The organism is Desulfomonilaceae bacterium, from assembly GCA_041662605.1.
Taxonomy (GTDB): domain Bacteria; phylum Desulfobacterota; class Desulfomonilia; order Desulfomonilales; family Desulfomonilaceae; genus CAJBEZ01.
Window position 1 is genome coordinate 1 of sequence record JBAZSD010000040.1, and the last position, 22,362, is coordinate 22,362.

At 47.4% G+C, this 22,362-nt stretch carries 16 protein-coding genes; 11 read left to right on the forward strand and 5 right to left on the reverse strand.

Annotated features, from left to right (window positions below):
* The first annotated feature begins 625 nt into the window (after nucleotides 1-625).
* A complete protein-coding gene (locus WC647_18980; GenBank protein MFA6224390.1) occupies nucleotides 626-1,846 on the forward strand; it encodes an ABC transporter substrate-binding protein in 1,221 nt (406 codons plus the stop codon).
* Between the two features lie 434 nt (nucleotides 1,847-2,280).
* Here WC647_18980 and WC647_18985 read toward each other — a convergent pair whose 3' ends face one another.
* Nucleotides 2,281-2,844, reverse strand: a complete 564-nt coding sequence (locus tag WC647_18985) for an ankyrin repeat domain-containing protein (GenBank protein ID MFA6224391.1) — start codon at nucleotides 2,842-2,844, stop codon at nucleotides 2,281-2,283.
* Between the two features lie 222 nt (nucleotides 2,845-3,066).
* Between WC647_18985 and WC647_18990 the strand changes: the two genes are divergently transcribed.
* The 3 genes from WC647_18990 (at nucleotide 3,067) to WC647_19000 (ending at nucleotide 9,382) form a co-directional block, all read left to right on the forward strand.
* Complete coding sequence (locus WC647_18990) at nucleotides 3,067-6,705, forward strand: response regulator (GenBank protein MFA6224392.1); 3,639 nt, start codon at nucleotides 3,067-3,069, stop codon at nucleotides 6,703-6,705.
* 11 nt (nucleotides 6,706-6,716) lie between these two features.
* Nucleotides 6,717-7,895 carry a SpoIIE family protein phosphatase gene (locus WC647_18995; GenBank protein ID MFA6224393.1) on the forward strand — a complete coding sequence of 393 codons (1,179 nt, stop codon included), beginning with the start codon at nucleotides 6,717-6,719 and terminating at the stop codon, nucleotides 7,893-7,895.
* 134 nt (nucleotides 7,896-8,029) lie between these two features.
* Nucleotides 8,030-9,382 carry a response regulator gene (locus WC647_19000; protein MFA6224394.1) on the forward strand — a complete coding sequence of 451 codons (1,353 nt, stop codon included), beginning with the start codon at nucleotides 8,030-8,032 and terminating at the stop codon, nucleotides 9,380-9,382.
* Between the two features lie 157 nt (nucleotides 9,383-9,539).
* Here WC647_19000 and WC647_19005 read toward each other — a convergent pair whose 3' ends face one another.
* Entirely contained in the window at nucleotides 9,540-9,890 is a 351-nt protein-coding gene (locus WC647_19005; protein ID MFA6224395.1) for a hypothetical protein, read from the reverse strand.
* A gap of 784 nt (nucleotides 9,891-10,674) precedes the next feature.
* Here WC647_19005 and WC647_19010 point away from each other — a divergent pair.
* The gene (locus tag WC647_19010; protein ID MFA6224396.1) at nucleotides 10,675-11,238 is read left to right on the forward strand and encodes a pyruvate kinase alpha/beta domain-containing protein; all 564 of its coding nucleotides are present in this window, start codon (nucleotides 10,675-10,677) and stop codon (nucleotides 11,236-11,238) included.
* A 487-nt stretch (nucleotides 11,239-11,725) separates the two neighbouring features.
* Nucleotides 11,726-12,193 carry a PaaI family thioesterase gene (locus WC647_19015; GenBank protein ID MFA6224397.1) on the forward strand — a complete coding sequence of 156 codons (468 nt, stop codon included), beginning with the start codon at nucleotides 11,726-11,728 and terminating at the stop codon, nucleotides 12,191-12,193.
* Between the two features lie 261 nt (nucleotides 12,194-12,454).
* On the opposite strand, the gene WC647_19020 is transcribed toward WC647_19015, so the two are convergent.
* The gene (locus WC647_19020; GenBank protein MFA6224398.1) at nucleotides 12,455-13,156 is read right to left on the reverse strand and encodes an ion channel; all 702 of its coding nucleotides are present in this window, start codon (nucleotides 13,154-13,156) and stop codon (nucleotides 12,455-12,457) included.
* Nucleotides 13,157-14,024: 868 nt separating this feature from the next.
* Complete coding sequence (locus WC647_19025; protein MFA6224399.1) at nucleotides 14,025-15,575, reverse strand: serine hydrolase; 1,551 nt, start codon at nucleotides 15,573-15,575, stop codon at nucleotides 14,025-14,027.
* Nucleotides 15,576-16,191: 616 nt separating this feature from the next.
* Between WC647_19025 and WC647_19030 the strand changes: the two genes are divergently transcribed.
* From WC647_19030 to WC647_19050, 5 genes are all read left to right on the forward strand, one after another.
* Nucleotides 16,192-17,466, forward strand: coding sequence for a cupin domain-containing protein (locus tag WC647_19030; GenBank protein MFA6224400.1), 1,275 nt, complete (start codon nucleotides 16,192-16,194; stop codon nucleotides 17,464-17,466).
* A gap of 501 nt (nucleotides 17,467-17,967) precedes the next feature.
* Nucleotides 17,968-19,137 carry a hypothetical protein gene (locus WC647_19035; protein MFA6224401.1) on the forward strand — a complete coding sequence of 390 codons (1,170 nt, stop codon included), beginning with the start codon at nucleotides 17,968-17,970 and terminating at the stop codon, nucleotides 19,135-19,137.
* 566 nt (nucleotides 19,138-19,703) lie between these two features.
* Complete coding sequence (locus tag WC647_19040; GenBank protein MFA6224402.1) at nucleotides 19,704-20,486, forward strand: hypothetical protein; 783 nt, start codon at nucleotides 19,704-19,706, stop codon at nucleotides 20,484-20,486.
* Between the two features lie 96 nt (nucleotides 20,487-20,582).
* A complete protein-coding gene (locus WC647_19045) occupies nucleotides 20,583-21,026 on the forward strand; it encodes a hypothetical protein (protein MFA6224403.1) in 444 nt (147 codons plus the stop codon).
* 509 nt (nucleotides 21,027-21,535) lie between these two features.
* Entirely contained in the window at nucleotides 21,536-21,757 is a 222-nt protein-coding gene (locus tag WC647_19050; protein MFA6224404.1) for a hypothetical protein, read from the forward strand.
* 87 nt (nucleotides 21,758-21,844) lie between these two features.
* Here WC647_19050 and WC647_19055 read toward each other — a convergent pair.
* Nucleotides 21,845-22,362: ATP-binding protein (locus tag WC647_19055; protein MFA6224405.1), on the reverse strand; the 518-nt coding region annotated here is incomplete at its 5' end.

A 22,362-nucleotide genomic window follows, 5' to 3' on the forward strand; every position in this document is an offset into this window, starting at 1 on the left:
CCAACCAGGACCCCAAAACATAACAATCAGGATAATCTTAAAGGTTATTACCCCTGCTTCTATGAATGTATTGTACTAATGCGCCTGTGTCACTCGCGCACTCAACCGCGCGAGACTGAATGGTTACAACCAAAAGCAAATCCTCAGTTGAGTGGGGGGGAGAGTCAAGAGGGCTTTTTTCTCGCGATTTGTGGAGAGATGGATTAAAAGGCTGAGTCGTCTTAAGGATCCTCAACGGGCATGGGGTTTGGGGTGATGGTCGTAAACACCTGTCCTCTATGTTTGAACAGGCAGCTTACGATAGATGAACACAGGGCGAATAGGCATCCCCCTTCCAGGGTATTATTTTGCGCCGTACATGCTGGCAGTCCCCCACGATTCCTCCAGTTTCGAAACTGGAATTCGTTGCAGTGTTCTTGTAGCCCATGATATTATCTTTTTAAGCTCGACCGGTGTCTCCTGTGACAAAGCGTCTTTTTGCTAGAAACACTACACTACCGGCCTGCGCGTGAAGCTCATTTATTACAAATCCTTAAACCACCAAAAAACAATTTTGCAAGAGGCTCATGAGTGATCACCGATTCAAAGCGCCGCTATACTAGATGTCAACAGGAGGGAACAAATTATGAAGAAACTATTCGTGATTGGCGCACTTGTGTTTCTAGTTGCGTCAGCCTTGGGTTCCGCCCAATCGGATGACAAGCCGATCAAACTGGGAGCTATGTTTATCAGCTCCGGCCCACTTGGTGGATACGGAATCAATGGGCAGCGAGCCATCACCATGGCTTTAGAGGAGATAAACTCCTCAGGAGGCCTACTTGGCAGAAAGCTGGAATTAGTTTTTGGCGACACTAAATTGAAGCCGGACGTCGCCGTCGCGCTTGCTGAGAAGTTTATCAATGAGGACAAGGTGGATTTTCTGATGGGTCCTACGTCCAGCGCCGTAGCGCTCTCTCTATCCGATGTCGCTCGAAAGCATAAGAAAATCCTCATAAACACACAAGCCGCGACATATGTTCTGACCGGCGCCAAATTCAATCCATATCTGTTTAGCACCCTGAGCAACGTGATGATGCATTCTCGCGCAGGGGCCTATTACATGGCATCTAAGCCGTGTAAACGGTGGATGTGTATTGCGCCGGACTATAATTACGGCCACGAATCCTGGGATTTGTTTAAGGAAAAACTCAAGGCGTTGAAGCCTGACGTAGAGATTGTAGGCGAAACGTTTCCCAAGCTAATGGCGCCTGACTATACAGCCAATATAGAGGAAATTTTAAAAGCCAAGCCGGATGGCGTTTGGTGCCCGCTTTGGGGGCAAGATGCCGTCAATTTCATCCGACAGGCAAAGCAATTCAAACTCTTCGACACGATTAGGTTCGCTTTTCCAGTAGGAGCAGCCCTGGAAACCGTTGTCCCGCTTGGCAAGGATACCCCCGACGGGCTGTTCATGGCGTCGAGGTATTTCTTCACTACTCCCGATTCGGTAGAGAACAAAGAGTTCGTAAAGAGATACTTCGAGAAATACAAGGAATACCCTGACTATATGGCTGAAGAGACTTACGCTGGCGTGTATTTCATCAAAGCGGCCGCGGAGCGAGCAGGTACTACAGACGCAGAGGCGATTATCAAAGCTGTCGAGCGGGAGCCTCTGGCCTGGCCGACTCCGGAGGGTTGGAAGATCATGAGGGGCGCCGATCATCAAGTGGTAGAAGATGTGGTCTGGGGACAAACCAGTTACAGCGAAAAGTTTGGTTTCTCGATTCTCGTGAACATAGAGTCAATACAAGCTGAGCAGATATGCCGGACTCCCGAGGAACTCACCCAGGTAAACAGGAAACCCTAGGCGCATCCTGAGGTCCTTAAGGCGATAGAACATATACCTTTTTTTTTGTAAATATATGGCCGTTTTGTTCTCCGAGGCCGCACGAGCCTATTCTATCGTTTTAGTTAGCTTCTTGCCGTTGTTATCAACTGCGAAAGTTGAGAAAGTAACTGATGAAATAATTCACGATCAATCGATATAGGACTGTGCGCCGATCATGTACCAAATGTACAGAGTTGGCGCACACTATTCGAAAGTGACTTCTGTTATTCTAAACTTTAAGAGTTAGACTTCACCTGACAATTTTGTGTCTCCAGATGAGATCTCGTCGCGATTTCCCAGCGGCAACATGTTTAACGTCCATGAGCGTTTGCGTATTAGCTCAGGGGACAAGCTAGTGGGATATGCCTTCCAAATAAGTCAGTTCGTTAATCACCGGCCAACCAACAACAAACTTATTCCTTCCCTCCATGAGCCTTGAGGATATTCAGCATTTCACTGTTACCCTTCTTGGCCGCCAAATCGAGCGCTGACCATCCGGCGTTGTTCTTAGCGTTAACATCCGCTCCTTTGTCCAGAAGAAGCCGTAGTAATTTAAGGTTACCACCGCTAGTAGCCAACATCAAAGCAGTGATACCATCCTTATTCTTGGCGTTTACGTCAGCCCCTTTATCCAGAAGAGATTTGACCACTTCGAGGTTACCGTTCCCACAAGCCATTATCAGGGCCGTGTAACCACCATTGCTCTTGTCATTGACATCCGCTCCTTTATTCAAAAGAAACTTAACGACCTCAGGGGCGCCTTCATAAGAAGCCATCATCAGAGCTGTCACCCCATTGTCCGACTTGGTGTTTATGTCCGCTCCTTTGTCAAGGAGCTGTTTGGCTTCGTCCCAATGACCTTGTGTAAAAGCCGCCACAAATTGGTGATTAGTATCAGCAGCTATAACTAAACTTACGCCAGACACCAAAAAGATTACAAATGCCATCAAAATGCCTGACATGAAAACTCTGGACATTTCATGACCTCCCTATCGAAATTTTATTCATTCGGAGCGTCTGTCGCTCCAGAATAAATATTTATTACCATATGATTTGTCGAAGCATTTGCCTAGCCCGATTCAACCTGACCGTGATCGACCGTGAGGAAATACGACGGTTTCTGACAAGGTCTGGCGTTACATTCGGGGAACAGCCGTGATAAGATTCATCTGTAACTTTGATTCTATCCGAGGTCCACCATGACTGACCCGAACCATTTCCCCGTTGAAGAAGAAACGTTGGCCATCGGCACGGAGGTAGCCCACCCAAAGAACGGTCCTGCTCAATCTGAATTGCAGGAAAGAATCCTGGAATTTGAACGATTCAATCGCCTGGTCATGGCTAGGGAACAGCGGATTCTTGACCTGAAGAAAGAAGCCAACGAGTTGGCTCGGGCTGCCGGAAAACCAGCTCCGTATGGCTCCTTGGACCGGATCGAAAAAGATGAGGTCTTGGACAATCTGGTCCAGACCATGAAGGACCGAGACGCCGTCTCAGGAGGGGAACCTGAAGAATTGAAGGCAGAGGACTTATTGAATGCTGAGGATTTGCAGACCCTTCTTGCCCACTTCTGCGACGCGGTCGGGGTCGCCTCAGCTATATCAGACCTTAAAGGCAACCTGCTGGCATTCGCAAACTTTCGACGAGCTTGCACCCAATTCCATCGCGCTGGCGAAGTTTCCGCTCAACGCTGTGCCGAAAGTGACGCAATACTTGGTTCCAGACTCGAGGAAGGTCAGGATTTCACCATTTATCAATGCAAAAATGGTCTGACGGACGCGGCCGCGCCGCTGATCATAGACGGGAAGCACCTGGCCAATATTCTCATCGGCCAGTTCCACCTGCAGGAACCTGATCTGGAGTTCTTCCGTCGTCAGGCTAGAGACCTCGGTTACGATGAAGAGGATTATTTGGCTTCCATCAAGGAAGTGCCAATGATGTCCGAGGAGAAGCTGCCCAGCATTCTCGGCTTCTTGTCGGGCTTCGCCAAAATCGTGGGCACCCTCACGTTAGACAGAATTCGCGCTTCACGGGCAGCAGAGGACCTAAAAAAGAGAGCCGAGGAACTGCGCCGCAGCCAGGCCGCAGCTCTGAGCCTGGCCGAGGATGCGGAAATAGCTCGCAGCGAAATCGCGCGATACAAGGATCATCTGGAGCAGTTGGTAAAAGATCGCACGGAAGAGCTTCGAGTTTCCGAAGAACGCACCAGGCTGCTTCTTGAGTCTGTAGACGAGGGAATCATCGGTGTGAGCGTAGACGGTGAGATGACTTTTATCAATAATGCGGCTTGCCGGATGCTCGGATATTCGCCGGATGAATTCGAGAGCAAGGAACTTCACAGCCTGATTCAATATGCTCATGAGGATGGTTCTCCATATCCGCAAGAAGATTGTCCTATGCGCAAGTCTATTGCAGGTGGAACCGCCAGCCATATCGACAATGAAGTGCTTTGGCGAAAAAATGGTACCAGTTTTCCCGTAGCTTATTCCAGCAACCCTGTTCACAAGGACGGCTCTCTCGTCGGATCGGTCATCACTTTCAGCGATATTACCGCCCGCAAGCTCGCTGAAGAGCAAGTGCGCCGCGCCAAGGAGATTGCTGAGGAAGCCACCAAAGCGAAATCTGATTTTCTGGCAAACATGAGTCACGAGATCAGGACTCCTATGAATGCGGTGATCGGAATGGCGCACTTGGCGCTTCAGACTGAGCTGACTCCCAAGCAGGCGGACTATCTGACGAAAATACAGCGCTCCGCACACTCGCTTCTGGGGATCATCAATGACATCCTGGATTTCTCCAAGATCGAAGCAGGTAAGTTGGAAATGGAGTCGGTGGATTTCAGTTTGGACGAAGTCCTGGACAATGTATCTACAGTGGTGGGACTGAAGGTTCATGAAAAACAACTGGAATTCCTGATGGATACCCCGCAGGATGTGCCCCTTGCCCTGGTAGGTGACCCTCTCAGGCTGGGGCAGGTTCTGATCAATCTGTGCAATAACGCTGTCAAATTCACGGAACAGGGTGAGATCGTTATCTCTACCAGACTATTGGAAAAACAAGACGAATGGGTCATGCTCCAGTTTTCTGTTCGAGACACTGGCGTCGGCTTGACGCAAGAGCAGAAAGGTAAACTATTTCAAGCCTTTAGTCAGGCAGACATGTCCACCACTAGAAAATATGGAGGTACCGGCCTAGGTCTGACTATCTCCAAACGGTTGGTCACCATGATGGGAGGGGAGATCGGGGTCGAAAGTGAAGCTGGAAAAGGGAGCGAGTTCATATTCACGGCAAAATTCGGATTAGCGAGGAAATTCTCAAGGAGGCGTCTCGAACCATCAGTCGATCTGCGGGGAATGCGGGTGTTGGTGATTGACGATAATGCGTCATCCAGAGAAATCCTGAAATCTTTGCTGGAAACGATGAGTTTTGAAGTAACCGTTGCAGCTTCGGCCGAGGAAGGAATAGAGGAGTTGGAAAAAGAGGCAAACACCCTTCCATATAGACTCGTGCTTATGGACTGGAAGATGCCTGGTATGGACGGGATCAAGGCAACCGAACTGATCAAAAATCTTCCGAGTCTCCCCCAGAAACCCAAGGTTATCATAGCGACGGCGTATGGTCGTGAAGAGGTTATGCAGAGATCCGAGAAAGTGGGGGTCGATGGCTTCCTGCTTAAACCCGTAGGTCAGTCCGTACTTTTTGATTCCATCATGATCGCCTTGGGGAAGGAAGCCCAAGAATGTCAGACCGTGAAGCGGGTGAGCGGCAGAGATGAGGAAGAGCTGAGAAAGATTCGCGGAGCAAGGGTATTGTTGGCAGAGGACAATGAAATCAACCAACAGGTTGCTGAGGAAATTTTACAGCAGGCTGGATTGGTTGTACGAATTGCCAGCAATGGTAAAGAGGCAGTGGAGATGGTCAAAGCGGGGAATTTTGATGTGGTGCTTATGGATTTACAAATGCCTGTGATGGGAGGATTTGAGGCCACCCAGGAGATTCGAGGGGATGAAAGGTTTCAAGATTTGCCGATCATCGCCATGACCGCCCACGCCATGGGGGGTGACCGCGAAAAAAGTATTGAAGCGGGCATGAATGATCATTTGACCAAGCCCATTGATCCGGATCAACTCATCTCTGAGCTGGTAAAATGGGTCAAGCCGGGCAATCGGGGAACATCTGAAGGTTTGTATGAGTCGTCGAGTGAGAGCAAGAAGGTACAGAATATCCTGCCTGCCGAGTTACCAGGCATTTCCATAGCATCCGGGCTTGGACGGGTAGCCGGAAACAGGCGGCTCTATACGAAGCTCCTCTGCAAGTTCAAGGACGGACAGGAAAACGCGGTTGACCAAATCAAAGCCGCTCTCCAAGAGGACGACGTGGAGACGGCAGCCCGGCTTGCTCACACGGTTAAGGGTGTTTCCGGAAACCTCGGTGGAGACAACCTTTACCAGGCTGCGGCCGAGTTGGAGAAGGCCATCAAGGAAGGCAAAAACCTGGATCTCGTAATGGCAGAGTTCGAATCTCAGTTGAACGTCGTGATAGATGGGATAAGAGTAGTCGAGGAAAGACTGACCGCCCAACAGTCACCTGAGGATTCTGGGACGGAGGCGCCTGTCGATAAGGAAGCGGTAAAAACTCTTCTTCAGGAAATGGCCCAGCTTCTGGAGAGTGATCTGACCGAAGCTATGAACCGACTTGAAGCTTTGAATCGGCTCCTGGCGAATTCATCGGTTAAGGAGGAGTTCAAACGTCTGGAAAAACAAATAGAAAGCTTCGATACGGACACTGCTTTGAAAACTCTGGAAACCATCGCCGGCAAGCTGGAAATAGAGCTATAGGATAGGAAAACATGGTGGAAGGTGGTCGAAAACCCAAGGTTCTGATTGTGGATGACACGCCGGAAAACATCCAGGTGCTGATGGAGACATTGAAGGATCAGTATACCATTGTGGCGGCAATTAACGGAGAGAAGGCGCTCAAAATGGCTGTGGCGGAACCGAGGCCTGATCTCATTCTATTGGATATCATGATGCCGGGAATGGATGGATACGAGGTCTGCCGTAGACTCAAAGGTGACGAGCAGACGCAACACATCCCAATCATCTTTGTAACGGCCAAGACCGAAGTGGAAGACGAAACCCTGGGGTTTGAGCTGGGCGCAATGGACTATATCAGCAAGCCGTTCCGCATTCCTGTGGTAAAAGCCAGGGTCAAGGCCCATCTGGAGCTAAAGATACTGCGTGACCTCGAGGAATTTCAGCGGGCGAAACTCGAAAACGTCCTTGGGATTCTCAACAGCGAACTTGCTGAGGCTGCCGATTACGTCAAATTCCTCTTGCCTCAGCCCATTACAGAGGGACCAGTGATGACAGACTGGCGTTTTGTGCCTTCAACGACCCTTGGGGGAGATTCGTTAGGATACCACTGGCTCGATGAAGATTCGTTAGCGATTTACCTGATTGACGTATGCGGACATGGTGTGGGAGCAGCGCTCCATTCAGTGTCTGTGCTCAATGTTCTCCGTTCCAGGAACTTGCCGAATGTTGATTTTAGGAGACCCGAACAGATTCTAGCGAGCCTCAATGCCGTTTTTCCCATGGCTGACCACAGGGACATGTATTTTACCATGTGGTACGGCGTGTACAAACCCTCTTCTCGCCTTTTGACCTATGCCAGCGCAGGCCATCCACCGGCCCTGTTGATACAGGACACAACCGGGAACGGCTCGGAGATTAGAGAACTGAGAACGCCGAACCTGTTCCTGGGCGCCATGGAGGGCATTGATTTCGAATATGACGAGGTTGAAATCAAACCTGGGGCTAGACTTTATGTCTTTAGCGATGGCGTATATGAAATCATGGATGAAAACGGTCCTTGTTGGGATTTTGAGGGCTTGAAGGCCTACCTGAAAGATTCAGGCGCCGGAGGTAAATCGATTATGGACGATCTATTGGCGGCCGTAAGGCAAATCGCAGGCTCGGAAACTCTTGAAGATGATGTCTCTATCCTGGAGATAAGGATACCCTGAAGAAACGGGTACCATAGCTTTACCGATCAGATCTTCTCCAGAGCATGGTTACATATAGATTGAATCGTTCGGTCCCTCAGGGCAGAAGCTCCTCAATCTTCCTGAGCGGACGCGTACCATAAGGAGGTATTTAGATGCTGGAGGGTGAGAAAAAACCCAAGGTGCTTATTGTGGATGATACCCCGGATAACATTCAGATCCTCATGGGCACATTGAAAGATCAGTACGCTATTGTGGCGGCCATCAATGGGGAGAAAGCCCTCAAAATGGCTGTGGCGGAACCGAGGCCGGATCTCATTCTCCTGGATATTATGATGCCCGGGATGGACGGGTTCGAAGTGTGCAACCGGTTAAAATCTGATCCGGAGACTCGGGACATCCCGGTCATTTTTCTCTCTGCCCTTGATGATACCGCCAATAAGGTAAAGGGGTTCACGACAGGGGCTGTGGACTACATCTCCAAGCCTTTTCAACCTCAAGAAGTTCATGTGAGGGTCAATACTCATTTGACCATGAGCCGTTTAAAAAGGAGTCTCGCAGAAAAAAACGAGGAATTACGGGTGTACAGCGAAGGGCTGGAAGAAAGAGTGAAGCAACGAACGGCAGAGTTAGCGTCCTTGAACAACATCTATGAGCGCTTCGTTCCCAGAGAGTTCATCGATTTGCTACAGAAGAACAGTATTCTCGAAATCAATTTGGGTGACCAGGTGAGCCGGAACATGACCGTTATGTTTGCGGACATCCGGGGATGGACCACCCTGCTCGAAAAGATGACCCCAGAGGAGGCTTTCAGGTTTATCAATGCCTATCTCAGACGAGTGAACCCCGTGATCAAGGAATGCAATGGGTTCATAGATCAATTCTATGGCGATGGCGTGATGGCGCTCTTCCCTGGAACACCGGATGATGCGGTGAGGGCAGCCGTCCGAATGCAGGAAGCCGTGGCCGAGTACAACAGGCAACGCGAGAAGGATGGCTTTGGCCCGATCGGAATTGGAGTAGGACTCCACCGTGCCGATCTCATGCTGGGCGTCATCGGTAGTGAAGATCGCATGCAAGGGGCCGTGGTCGCGGATGCGGTAAACCTTGCCGCACGAATCGAGGGTTTGAACAAGATCTACGGGTCCTATGTCAGCCTGAGTGACGAGACTCTTTCCGCCATGAAAGAATCAGACCGATACAGGTGTCGCTTCATAGACAAAGTGCGTGTAAAGGGAAGAGAGGACGCGGTCACTGTTTACGAAGTGTTTGAGGGTGATCCTGCAGGTCTTGCCGAATTAAAAGAGCAGACGAAACCAGCATTTGAGAGCGGTATTCAGCTCTACTACAGTAAAAAATTTTCGGAAGCCAGCGTTCATTTCAATCAGGTACTGGAGAAAAATCCTGCGGATCTGGCCGCCCGAATCTATCTGAAACGCTGCGCCAACTACATGGTGAACGGAGTTCCACCCGATTGGACTGGAGTGGAAACGCTTCTTGAGAAATAGAGAAACATGCAAGTTGACTGAGTTCCGGTGAGGTGTCGTTGAATTTCGAATTAAATTGACTATCTTGCTCTGATTATGTGGGATAGCCATCCTGGTTTTTCACTTTGTTTGGACTGAGCCGGGAAATCCCGGCTAGTCGACTATTGGAGCCCTTATTTTACATATTCCCCCATCTATCGAAAATTGACATTTCCCTATCAGATTGCGCCTTACTTCGTTTTATCCGTTGATTTGTATCTTGTTTTGGAAGATTCACCCTGTCTTGTGGCAGTGGAGACTGGTTCTCAGATATCTTTCCTGGCTGGGAATTACCGTTCCTCCCGCTGACTGTGCCCCTGAACGCCAATCGTTGGTCTATGCCCGGTTCATTCTTCACCGGAATTGTGACACTCCAAGACGGCGGACCGACTTGCGCTCCAGCGCCAGGGTCCATAATCATTGCTTCTGATGGGTTAAAGCTAAGAATTCCAAGTAGGACTGTCATGAGTAAATAGACTCTGTTTTTCATTTGATACCTCCCGGTTGTGCCTTGTTGGATAACCACCATTCAGCGTTTTGAAGAAGAGCCACTACTCACTGTGAGGAGGGATTGTGAGAGAATGTCCCTAGATGAAAGTTTTCAACTGTGGCGCTCATATAGAGTCAGTTGTGTAGGAAAGGGTTCAGTAATTGCCGCCAGTGCGCAAATTTCTCAACTTAGGAAAAGACTTGCATCTCCACGAGTTATGAATCATGAAGTTTTGATAGACAAATACGTCAGAGGTGGCCCCCAACACTCTTCCAACTGAGGAAAACGAAGTCCTTGGAGACTTCCCAACAACCATGATACGGCTTTGCCTGGCTTCACCGGCAACTCCTTAAATTCAGTAGTTCTTTGCCAAAAGCACAGCGTCACAATCTTGCCCGTGACGCGACCCTGCATACTACCTCTTAAACAGGAACTACTTTTGCAAGAGGCTCAATCATAAGGTGAATTCTAATGACAGATATCAGGAACAAAACTATTGAAGGATTGAAAATAGGAGACCACTTTTTTTGGAAATGGTCTGACAGATTGGAACAATTATTAGCGACTCTTAAGTGTTAGTTGCGCATTGACGCTTATTGATTTGTGCCGCCCTGTGTCTCCATAAGGCGCCAAACAAGCTCAAGAAGAGGTTCTCCGGTCAAAATTGAGACGCCCCGTTTAGGCAGCGATTGGTAGGTTATTTCACGAAAAATGAACAGTTTTTTCAATCCCAACACGAGAGAGCCATTTGTCTCTGTCGTGAGTAAGCAATTTAGGAGGTAACATGATCAGGCAGGTTGAATACTTTGAGAAGCCCGGGAGGGAAAACACTTCTCGGTGTTTAGAAATAGTTTCCGGGCTGGTGGATGAGGGTTTCTCTCATCTCGTCGTGGCCACGACCGCTGGAGAAACCGGGATGTTGTTCGCCAAGAAATTTAAGGGCAAAGTCCAGAACATGGTGGCGGTCACTCATAACGTCGGTTATGCGAGCCCAAATGTGGACGAATGCCCTGCTGAAGTCAGACAGAAGTTGACCAGCCTTGGTGTCAAAATATTTACAGGAACCATTCTGAGTCGAGGGATCGAGGCCTCCTTCATGAAAAAGCATCAGGGCGTCTATTTGGGGTACATTGTCGCTCAGACGTTAAGACTGCTCGGTCAAGGCATAAAGGTCTGCGTTGAGATCGTCGTTGAAGCCTGCGACGCAGGTCTTGTACCTGAAGGTGAAGATGTCATCGCTGTTGCCGGTACCGGAAAAGGAGCAGACACTGTGGCCATCATCCAGGCTCATCCGTCTGATCGCTTTCTTGACGTACGAGTCAGACAAATCCTGGCTAAACCTTTATGACATTACGGGCTTGCTTGTCTGAGAACCGCGCGCTTCAAACTACCATGCTCAGGGAGGGCAACCTGAACATTGAATCCATATTCATCCTCTGCGTCGGACTTGTGAGAATGTTCGCAAAGGTCGCCGACAGCCACGGTTGATCGCCAGTTGGGAGGCGTTCATTAGCCTTATGTGGCTCCTGTCTTCCCAGTGTCTCCGCCGTGTTCTGGCGCCGCCGCGACAGAATTTGGGTTGACGCTGGCGCACACGGCGAGATATGCTCAGAAACAGAGGAAAAGATTCTATTTCGGGAACATGACGACGGTTCTAGCTGTGTTCGCTCGTGTGGAACTGCACACGGAGACCTCTTCGGATTCGGCGGGGCCAGCCCTTGACCTCTCAAGGGCGGAAAGACGATCAAAATCGCAAAAGCGGGGCATAATTCTGGATTGTAGTAGCTGTATGTAATTAGGGGCTTTGCTGTTCATCAATACGTTAATGAGCAATTATGAACGAACAAGAGATATCTCAAGAGCGAGCAAGTTTTCTTGAGCAGGATTTTGACCGCGGTTTCATCAATTTTTGCGGTTTTAAGGCTGAACTCGCTCAATGGGGGCGGTTTCACTCTCGGCTGGAAATTGAGGACAAACATCGCCAGCAGGATGGATTTATCCATGCAGGCGTTATGGCTACCATGGCAGACCATACGGCGGGTTATTCGGCATTTACCACAGTAACCGAGGACATGCAGATTCTAACAATAGAGTTTAAGATCAATTTCCTTCGTCCGGCGTTCGGCCGACTTCTAGTATGCAGATCGCATGTCATCAGGGAGGGTCGTCAAATAATTGTATCAGAATCCGAAATCTTTGATGTCGGTGACCAAATAAATGAAATGGCTGTGGCAAAGGCGATAGTTACCCTGATGGCAGTGCCTCGGTCCAAGCTTTTGAAAGGCTCCTTGAATTCCAAATAAACCTTGAGCCTAATTCCTGAGTTGATCGAGTTTAAGTCAGAATGGATTATGAACTGTTCTGTATGTAAACGTCCCGGTCACGACATTTGATCCCAATCACTAAGCTTGTGAAGCAATATAAGTGTTACATGAGCGAAACACCGAAATGAAGTTCTGTGTAGGTCCTCCAGAATGGAGCCGCCGGTGATGGAACAACCCTATTTCGCTAAATGGGAGCCCTCTATGGGAGCTAAAACCTGGATATTGTACGATCTACGATTCTTAAGTTTCTTTAGTTTCAGGCCTTCTTTGATTGTACTCGATTTCCAAAGACACCAGCCTGGCTAAAAGTATTGCGGGGAATAGCTGACCTATCAAGGCCTGAAGCATTGATAGCGCTCGTGCCGATGGACTCAATGGAAGTATGTCGCCATAACCGACACTTGTCATGGTCGTATAACTGAAATAGGTGAATTTACCCATGAGTGTGTGTACATCTCCGCTAAACTTTGGGAAATCTATGTTGAAGGCTTCGGGGTTGATTATGCTGACTATGAGATAGAGATAACCGAATAAAATGGCCGTCAGCATGTAAACGGCCACTGAGCCGGCAATTCGCCGGTAGGTTATAGGTCCTCTCTTGAAGACATGCATTAAAATTACCGCAATTAGAGTTGCGGACAGAAAAGTTCTGAATCCGAGGGACATGAACAAAGCTCGTGAACTAGGGTATGCGTATCCCCAGAAATGGGAACCCAAACCCAACGCAGCGATTATGGCTACGATTCTCGCCCAGTGCGGCGTTTGGCTGACCGCCATCACACCGGTAATCAACACCCCTATAAAAACCAGATGTACGGCAAACCCTCCAAAATCGGAATTAATGAAGGGATAAATTACAAAGGTCTCAACCAAAAGTACAACAAGGAGTCCTGTTAGACCTAGGTCTTCAGCCCATAGCCTTTTAGAAGCCTTTGAAATCATGGTTTTAGTTGCATCCTCAGTAAATGGTTATCACTGTGGTTTATTAGTTAAATATAAATTTACTAAAACTATCTATATTTACAATATATTATACCATAAAATTAAACTTAATTGTAAATTAATTAACTATCATTTTATGGGTTTCGTAAAGCTCTTGTACAGAAGACTTATACAGAGAACTCGGTTTCCGTAGAATGAAAACCGGCAGATAATGGGGTAAAGGTCGGGCTGCATCGTATAAAGGGTATTCGCACGAAGCTTGGCCTGCGCTGTATACAGAAAAACCACTTTAAGGTAACTACGGACTCCAGCCACCACAAAGAGGGCGGTGTTACGAAATAAAGAAAGGCGGTATATAAAATCAACGAAACATATAGTGGGTCCATATTTTGATTGAAGTGGTGTTACAACAGATTTGATCTCCTATAAATATAGCGGCTACTTAATAAACATAAACCAACATTTTCTCTGGGAATGTCTGAAACTACAAGGAGAGGAGTAGAGTATGAGTAATTATTTTTTTCTCTGGGTGGGTTTAGGTGCTGGTCTTCTAATCTTAATAAACGCCTGTTTGAGCCCATCAGATGATTTGAGAAAGAAGTCGTTCGCGATATTTTCCTATAACCTGATTGCGAATTACTCTGTCTAACTAACCTTGGATCCACATCTGAGATCAATTGAGATAGCTTTTACCAGTATCCGTCGCACAAGTCGATTATTGCTCGCCTTCAGTATCTGAAAGAGTTGGTAAATATACATCTTCTCACAAGTGTTTCTTGTCCCACCCAGCGCTTCGGCGGTTTATTGGCCGGCTCTTCTTATGACACCCGGGAACGTGCAAATAGATCGGTCGAAGTGTTCTTCCCTGTCACTTTATGATCGGCGCTCGTACAAAGGCGCCTTGGCCGAATATGTCAAGGTTCTCGACGACGACTTCTGTCGCCTTGCCCTCCGGGTCGATCCGGAAGGTCACGCCGCTCAAGCCACCGGCCGACTCTCCCACCGGTTGATAGATGAACACGTCTCGGCTCCAGTGCCGCAAAGGGATGGAAGCCTGCCTTAATCCCATGTTCAGGACCAGCGCTCCATCTTTTCCGACGATGTCGATATCTCCGAAGTAATCGTTGTGATAAATTCCGACGTAGGCAGCCGAGGCCAAGCCCGGTGAGGGGTGTGACGGCGGCAGCAAGTAATTAGTGTTGTAGCCGAAAGACGTCTTTACAGCCTCCTCGAACATCCGATTCGCCAACGTAACCCAGTCTCTTTGGAATTTTCCGTAGAAGAGAAGGTCGAAGAAGCTTTTCGTTATCCCCTCAGGCACGCCGGTGGGCCCCGCGTTCGAAAGGACGGCAATGCCGATCCCCTCGGCGGGAAGCAAGGCAACCTCTGTCCGCATACCAAGATAAAATGCGCCTGAGTGCGTCCAGAAGACGCGGTCATTATCGTCGTGGCCAACATTCCAGCCCAGTCCATAAAAGGTAGCCCGGTTCGTCTTCGGGTCAAACTTGGTCACGATCTGCGGACGATGGGTTTCACTCAGTGGCTCAGCAGCAATGATTCGCTTGCCTTCGAACGTGCCGCCATTGAGTTGCAAGCGGATCCATTGCGCGAGGTCGCGAGCAGTGGAGCTGACCCCTCCGGCTGGTGACTGGGCGTCTGGATCACGTACGTACTTAGGAACCCAAGTGCCGTCAATTCGGACATGCAAGAACGCGCGATTGCTCGCGGACTCAAAGTCTCTGAATCGGGAACTCGAAGACCTCATGCCTAGCGGATGATAGAGGTTGTCAGCGACAAGATCCTCCCAGCGCTTGCCTGAGGCCCGCGCAGCGGCGATCGCGGCCGCAGTAAAGCCAAAGTTTGTATATGCGAAATGAGAACGAAAGCTGGTCGCCGGTTTTACATAACGCAAACGGCGTAGAATCTCCATACGCCCATAACCCATGTCTTCCAACAGGTCGCCCACTTGGGCAGGCAAGCCGCTCCGATGGCAAAGCAAGTCGCGCAGCGTGACCTGCCGGGTAACCCACGGATCATACAATCTAAAGTCCGGCCAGTGGTCGACCACTGGGTCGTCCCAGTCGATCACTCCATCGCCGACTAGTCCGGCCAATACGGTTGACGTAATCGGTTTAGAGAGCGAAGCGAGTTGAAAGACCGTGTCGGGATCAATGGGGTCTTCTGTGCCCACCTTTCTAACCCCGAAGCCCTTGAGATAGACCATCTGGTCCTTATAGACGACGATGATCGCCATGCCCGGCACCCCGGTTTTCTCCAACGTTTGTTGTGCGAGGTTGCTCAGTTCGGGAAGCACGTTCATGACCTGCTGATGAGTCACTTCCGGCATTGACCCCGCTTGGACCGTGGCAACCGTTACAGCGATCAGTCCAACTGCGATCAGCCATTTGACCGATTTCATCGTGTGCCTCCTAAATGGTTTATTGCGATCGCGGCGGATCAGCGTAAACGCAAGATTACCGTGTCTTTGAAAATGAAACAGGTATTATGCCACGATACCCGGCAGAGGCAAAACCGTCGTCACGTTGATAAAGAAGCCTCTTTTGTTGTCTTTTGAGTTTACCGCACCATACGGCCCCGGTCAATCGTAACCTCCAATCGCACCTTACCCAACAACGCGCTGGTTAATGAAGCGTTACTTATTACAAAGATCACGAAGGCGGTTCAGTCCGGGAATTAAAAGTCAGCGCCGATCCAGACGAAGCGCATACATAACTCTCGCTTAGGGGAAAGACACTTGGTTTGTTGATGAATGCGTGACTGTCCCATGTCAACTCTATTGGTTTTTTAGTATTCATTCCAAATTATGTCATTTCTTAGTAGTGTTTGGTGACAAATCCAACCTTGGTTATTCGTCCTACGGACTTACTTTTTAGATAAGCTTCCGAAGAATCCAAACAGCCAAATTGTCATCTTACGACGTAGTTGTGAAATATTTCTGAGCAACCCAGAAAGCGGTCCAGGAGTAACGAATCTGGCTCGGAACTTTATGTGAAATTTTATTCCGGAGGTGAGTCATGAAAAAGTATATTGACACAATAGAAAACAATAAAAAAATGGGAGAAGACTTTCCGGGCAGTGAAGCAGGTCCGCTACATTTGGGGAGCCCCATGGACCGGCGAAGTTTTATAGCTGGATCAACGTTGGTTGCGGGAGGCATGCTGGCTTATCCTTTGATGGTGTCGTCCGCCGGGGAAACAACTCCGACTCAGAGTAAGAGCGCGAGAGCGAGGGATGAGACCACTTTGCCCGACTTCAGTTTCCCTTTGGCTCAACAACCTGCGCGGGTGTTGCCAGGGGGCTCTGCGCGAGAGGCAACAGCAGTGCAGTTTCCTGTATCAAAGAACATTGCCGGTGTACTCATGACACTTAAAGCCGGCGGGCTTCGCGAACTTCATTGGCACGCCAACGCTGCTGAATGGGCCTATGTAATCGAGGGCAACGTTCGGGTAACCATAGTCGATCCTCAGGGCCGCATAGAAATAGCAGACTTTGCTCCTGGAGACGTCTGGTACTTTCCTCGCGGCCATGCCCATTCGATTCAAGGGCTTGCCATCGGGCCGGGTGAAGCGAAGTTTCTGCTCGTATTTGACAACGGTTATTTCTCTGAATTCGAAACATTCAGTTTCACGGACTGGCTCGCCCAGACGCCCAAGGAAATTGTGGCAAAGAGTCTCAATATCCCTGCTTCAGATTTGATAAATCTTCCCAAAAAAGAGGTTTATATCGCACAGGGGCCGCCGCCACCATTGCTCCCGGTGAATCCGATCTCGGGGCCGGGAACGGTTTTGGCTCCGCCTTTGACTCACAAGTATTCGCTTCGATCCCAAAAGCCGTGGAGGCGAGACCCCGATGGCGAGGTTCGTATGGCTTCGGCCAACGAGTTTCCTATTTCGACGACTATGACAGGAACATTACTAAATCTCAAACGTGGCGCTCTTCGTGAGCTCCACTGGCATCCTAACGCTGACGAATGGCAATACGTCCTTTCGGGTAAGATGAGGCTCACTGTCTTTGCATCTCACGGCCTGGCTAAAGTTGTGGAACTGGGCGCCGGAGACATCGGTTTTGCGCCTATGGGTTACGGCCATGCTCTGGAAAACGTTGGTGACGGCCCAGCAGAACTCATCCTCGTATTTAACAGTGGTGAATACCAGGAAATAAGCCTCAGCACGGTTCTTGCCGCGAATCCGGCATATCTTTTGGAGACTAACTTCAACTTGCCGAGGGCCATCATCGACAAGCTTCCCAAGAAACAGGAATTCATAACCTCCGGGACCAAAGGCAGGTGATATGGCGTTTTTCTCAAGTTCATGCTGAATTGGGCGTTGTGATTCGTGTAAGAAAAGAGTTCAATGAAATGGTGTCTGAAGGGAGCCAAAGCAATGATCAGAATACGATATGTTGACATCAACGGAGATTGGGCAGACTGCAAAAAATAAAGCATTTGGGCTCACTCAGAAGTTGGGGGAAGAAAACCTCCGAGGTTCAAAACGCTTTCAATTATCATCTCATATTGAGATAGACTTCGCCAATTTTTATACTAAGATTGGAGTATGTATTAATTAGACGGTAAGATACTAACTTACTATCAAGATGAATCGAAGACATTGGATTCTTCCTTAGGGAAGGATGTCAGATGCAGGTTTTCTTGGGAAGGATTTGAGCAACGGACTACGCAAAAAAAGGTCCGTAGCTAGCCGGATGTCGAACCCAATCCAGGAGACAACCTTACCAACTGGGGCAGATCTGGTTCCTAATGGATAATAAGCTGATAAAAAGGGGAAGCTGAAATGGAAACATTGGACCCACTTGGAGTTTTAACCATACTGATAATTGTCTTTGCCTCCGTGCTTTGGTTTATTGTCCCATTTATTAGAGGCCTCAATGAAAAGCGTCATTTTTCAAGATCCAATCGTAAATCTAATGAACTTCTTTTGACTTCACCGTCCCAAGGTAAACCACTAAGAGAGGCTAACACACGATTTGCAATTTCCAATCATATAACAAGATTAGCTCTCAAAACAAAACGAACCATCGCGACCAAATTTGGTTACTCTGAGGCATCACAAACTAAAGATCGATCTACCAGAAAAGAATTGATCTTTTCACCTACCGAAGGTGAACCTCCATCTGGCGAATCTTCACTTATTTCTGGCCAAAAAAACGAGTTGCCCATAGCAGCCGCTCTAACTTCAACAATCCAGGATGATTCTCGGAAAGAAGCCTGTTTAACCCAGAACACCAAAGATGGGGCTCCACATCCCGATAAAGTTCCAGTCTTGCAACCTTTCCTAAATCAACTATCTCACGAAGACATAGCAATTGCCGTTGAACTTTCGCAGGCTAGGAAAAAGTCCAAAGAGGATTATTCAGAGCTGTTGCAAAAACAGATACCGTCCCAAGATTCCTCTAAAACAAACATGTGCTGTCATATTAGGGATGACGAATCTCCCGAAAAAGGCTCATTGATTTCGTCCACCCAGGATAAATCTCGCGGAGCAGAATCGCCACTATCGCCAAACCATGGGGAGTCTAGCGGAGGAGACGATACAACGATACGAGGATTTGGGAACAAACCAACCCTGGTCAACAAGATGGGGATCTCCAAAATTTCAACTACCAGATATTATAAGTTTCCCAGAGAAGCATCTCTGACTTCACTTAATGAACAGAATGACTATCCCAGGGAAGTTTCCTTAGCGCCAGTGGACGAAAAAGAGTCTCCACGGCAAAGCAATACTAGATCTATGATTCTAAATTATATAAGGGACCAAGTTTTCAGAAACAAGTCCACCATAGCCCACAACCTTGGTATCCCTGAAGAACAGCTTGTGAGAGAATGCGTTGAAATATTTTCAGGAGAGAAACTATCCCAAGATCAATGTGAGACGGTCAATGATCGGAAGTTTTCAACAGAGGAATCGTGCAAGATCAAACCACCACCAAGTCAATCATTTTAGGCGGTGACATCACAACATAGACGCTTTTGCAAAATTTTAGGCGGGTAAAAAATTTTGAGGTTTTTCAAAAAACCGGGTCTAAACCGGGTCGCAGTTCAAAAAATAAAATCGCTTAAAATCGTAACCCACTGAAATCTTTGGCAGTCCCAACCGGTTTCGAACCGGTGTCTCCGTCGTGAGAGGGCGGGAAAGATAGCTACTCACATTGATTTTCGCTAATCCTCTCGGCTAGTTATAGATTAGTATCATCATTTATACACTTATATATCCCCAAAAAATGGGACCAAATTTACCAAGCTAGTTAGCTTAAAATGTTAAGGTAAGCTCTTGCTCATGATTAGCTCGAAAATGGATTGCTAACTGTTTTCATTTGCCGTAGCCTAATCGGCGGAATACCTTGTACGTTCAATGAGAAGAGATCCATGATTTTTAAATTCTTTGCGGAAAACAAACAGCCAAAGACAGGTTTACTAAATTGACATACACGAAAAGACGAAACCATTTAAAATCATTGAATACAAAAACCAAGAACACAGGCACAATAACATTACAATCGAGATTGTAAGATGACCAGTATGTATCAAATTATCACTTGGCTGAACGAAAGCATTACTCCACAAAACATTGTTTTTGCAGTAGCATGGATAATTGTAGCGGCTATCCTAAGTAGGCCCATAAAGAAAGGCTTACAGTATCTACGAACCCCGAAAATCAGATTCACTCCTGACGAGCATAATCCGACGACAATAGTCTTTTTCAAAATATGGCCGATGGTAAACGACAAAGGCACTAAAAATCATGTGCTGCGTCTAATTGTCAAAAATGTTTGTTGGGAGAATTGGACAATCGGGAAAATTATCCCTAAATGCAAATGGACTCGGACACGCAAGGCTGAAAAATGTCACTTTTTCGTAACTTTTTTTGACCAAGCAGGGAAAACAGTTTGCCAAGAGCCCATGCTGGCCCGTATTAGTGTGCCATGTGACGCCGACTCGCCGGTAAAGAAACTTCCGTTGTCTTATCATTATTTAGATATTTATCCGAACCAGGAGTTTTACGTCGATCTAGTGATTAAGTTGGAAGGGTCAAGCGAGTGCTATGGGCTGTGGCACCTTCTCGACTATTCCTGTAAAAAGTCGGTAACAGACCCAGACGTGCTTACAGTCAGGTGGGATGCCTCTTGGCGAACCACTGATGAACTATGGCGACTTGAAAGCGGAATCTACAAAATAATGATTGAAGCACATACGGTTCACCGACAAATGTTGAAACGTGATTATTTCCAGCTCGTGAACCTTGACAACCAATTCAAAGTAGAGAAAATCCCCAAATTCAAACACGTAAATTAATGGTCTAAAAAAGGACAAAGGAATTGATTGACTTCGTGAAACGATAGGCTCAAACAACTTCTCCATAACAATTCTAAGTGAAAAGGAGACCGAATCATGGCAATGAAACCTTTACCACAAGCTAAAATATCAATCGTTGAGCCTAAAGTCTTTGTGCTTAGTTTTTTAGATAAAGACGGAAACTATTATCCGTTTTGGATTGGGGATACACAAACAGGAGAATCTATTAAGGGAGTTCCTAATCCACAGGAAATACAAGTCAAATCAAAGAATAATGATGACCCAATCCACTTTATTATGGACAATTTCTACGAAATAGATACAGACGAAATGGATTCCGACCAGAAATATTTATACGGAAAATATCCAGAAACGACAAAAAAGGCTATGTTAAAACGAGGTTATCTTTTTTTACAGAACTGTGACGTTTCCCTAAAACCAGGAGGCACCTTCTCTAAAGCGGATATAATCATCACAAGAAGAGAACCAGGTCTCTTTGATATCGAGATTAATAAAAAGTGTATGAAATGTTGCGATTAAGCAGAACCACAAAACTCCGATGATTAATTCAACGTCGGTATCACCGGAGCCTTGTGTTTAGACAATTAGCTTGATGACATGACCCGAACCAGGGCAGTTGGTCAATAAAAAACCAAAACCCACCAATTCGGGGGGGGAAGAATGGTGGGCTGGCGCTTCCCTAAAATGAGAAACCCGGAGAATTTACCCAATCTAATATCTAGTTGTCAAGTGGAAAAAACCCACTAAAACAACATTTAAAGCCCTAAAATACAAACATTTTCCGAAAAAAATTGTCTTATAATAAAAAGACCAATAAAGAGGGGGGAATCATGGAAACGCCGCAACAGATTAGAGAATTCCGACAGGCTTTAATTAACATGGATCACTCGGAATATTTTCAGGCTATTGGATGGCATGGATCTGACAAAGAGGTTATCTAGGTCAAAGCCCAAATGCTTCAATCGACGACTTCAATTTTCGGTGAACAGCCGTATAGCGACAGAATGATATTTGCATAAGGAGACAAAATGTTTGCAAAAGGTACTGAAATAATATTGAGGAATGGGCTAAAAGGTAGAGTAGAAGCAGTTTTCGGACATAGGGACATGTTGGAATACCGGGTCCGTGTCGGCAAGAGTGTTTTGTATTTGACCCAAGACGAGATTTTAGCTCAAGTCTCTCAATCAGGGACGTTCAGATTCTACATGAGCGTGAATAGCTGCCAAATTCGACAATCAACCTTTTTCTGAAATCCGAACCAAGACAATATTACGATGACTGCCCGACGTCAATTACATTTGTGCACTGGCGACAATTACACTTGTGCATGTTGATAATTAATTCCCTATTCCTGATGCTGGGTCAGGGGCGTTTGAACCATCATTTGTAATTTCCCAAACCTGTTTTTTGTTTAGGGCCTTTTCTGTTCTGTAACTGGGACCAGTAAGCTCCAGGATGACGCAGTGATGGACAAGTCGGTCTATGGCAGCTGCGGTTGTCATTGGGTCTTTGAATATTTTGTCCCACTGGGAAAAGACGAGGTTGGAAGTGATTAGCACGCTTCGGCGCTCGTATCTATCCGCCAGGAATGTAAAAAGAACCTCCATTTCTTCCTGCTGTTGTTGTACATAACCAATGTCATCTATAATGACGGCCTCAAAACGGTCGAGGCGTCGCATCTCTTTGTCAAGCTTCAACTCTCGCTTTGCCGCAAGTAGGTTTTGGACTAGTCGGTAAGCGGGAGTGAAAAATACGGAATGTCCTTTTAGGATCAACTCATGACCTATAGCGCAAACAAGGTGCGTTTTACCCCGTCCGGGCAGACCAAAAGCCAGTATATTTTCAGCTCGTTTCA

What these genes read in the sequence shown, in the direction of transcription:
- WC647_19010 (MFA6224396.1), top strand. Translation starts at nt 10,675, where the DNA reads ATGATCAGGCAGGTTGAATACTTTGAGAAGCCCGGGAGGGAAAACACT.
- WC647_18995 (MFA6224393.1), top strand. Translation starts at nt 6,717, where the DNA reads ATGGTGGAAGGTGGTCGAAAACCCAAGGTTCTGATTGTGGATGACACG.
- WC647_19030 (MFA6224400.1), top strand. Translation starts at nt 16,192, where the DNA reads ATGAAAAAGTATATTGACACAATAGAAAACAATAAAAAAATGGGAGAA.
- WC647_19035 (MFA6224401.1), top strand. Translation starts at nt 17,968, where the DNA reads ATGGAAACATTGGACCCACTTGGAGTTTTAACCATACTGATAATTGTC.
- WC647_19005 (MFA6224395.1), bottom strand. Translation starts at nt 9,890, where the DNA reads ATGAAAAACAGAGTCTATTTACTCATGACAGTCCTACTTGGAATTCTT.
- WC647_18980 (MFA6224390.1), top strand. Translation starts at nt 626, where the DNA reads ATGAAGAAACTATTCGTGATTGGCGCACTTGTGTTTCTAGTTGCGTCA.
- WC647_19015 (MFA6224397.1), top strand. Translation starts at nt 11,726, where the DNA reads ATGAACGAACAAGAGATATCTCAAGAGCGAGCAAGTTTTCTTGAGCAG.
- WC647_19000 (MFA6224394.1), top strand. Translation starts at nt 8,030, where the DNA reads ATGCTGGAGGGTGAGAAAAAACCCAAGGTGCTTATTGTGGATGATACC.
- WC647_19025 (MFA6224399.1), bottom strand. Translation starts at nt 15,575, where the DNA reads ATGAAATCGGTCAAATGGCTGATCGCAGTTGGACTGATCGCTGTAACG.
- WC647_18985 (MFA6224391.1), bottom strand. Translation starts at nt 2,844, where the DNA reads ATGTCCAGAGTTTTCATGTCAGGCATTTTGATGGCATTTGTAATCTTT.
- WC647_19045 (MFA6224403.1), top strand. Translation starts at nt 20,583, where the DNA reads ATGGCAATGAAACCTTTACCACAAGCTAAAATATCAATCGTTGAGCCT.
- WC647_19040 (MFA6224402.1), top strand. Translation starts at nt 19,704, where the DNA reads ATGACCAGTATGTATCAAATTATCACTTGGCTGAACGAAAGCATTACT.
- WC647_19020 (MFA6224398.1), bottom strand. Translation starts at nt 13,156, where the DNA reads ATGATTTCAAAGGCTTCTAAAAGGCTATGGGCTGAAGACCTAGGTCTA.
- WC647_19050 (MFA6224404.1), top strand. Translation starts at nt 21,536, where the DNA reads ATGTTTGCAAAAGGTACTGAAATAATATTGAGGAATGGGCTAAAAGGT.
- WC647_18990 (MFA6224392.1), top strand. Translation starts at nt 3,067, where the DNA reads ATGACTGACCCGAACCATTTCCCCGTTGAAGAAGAAACGTTGGCCATC.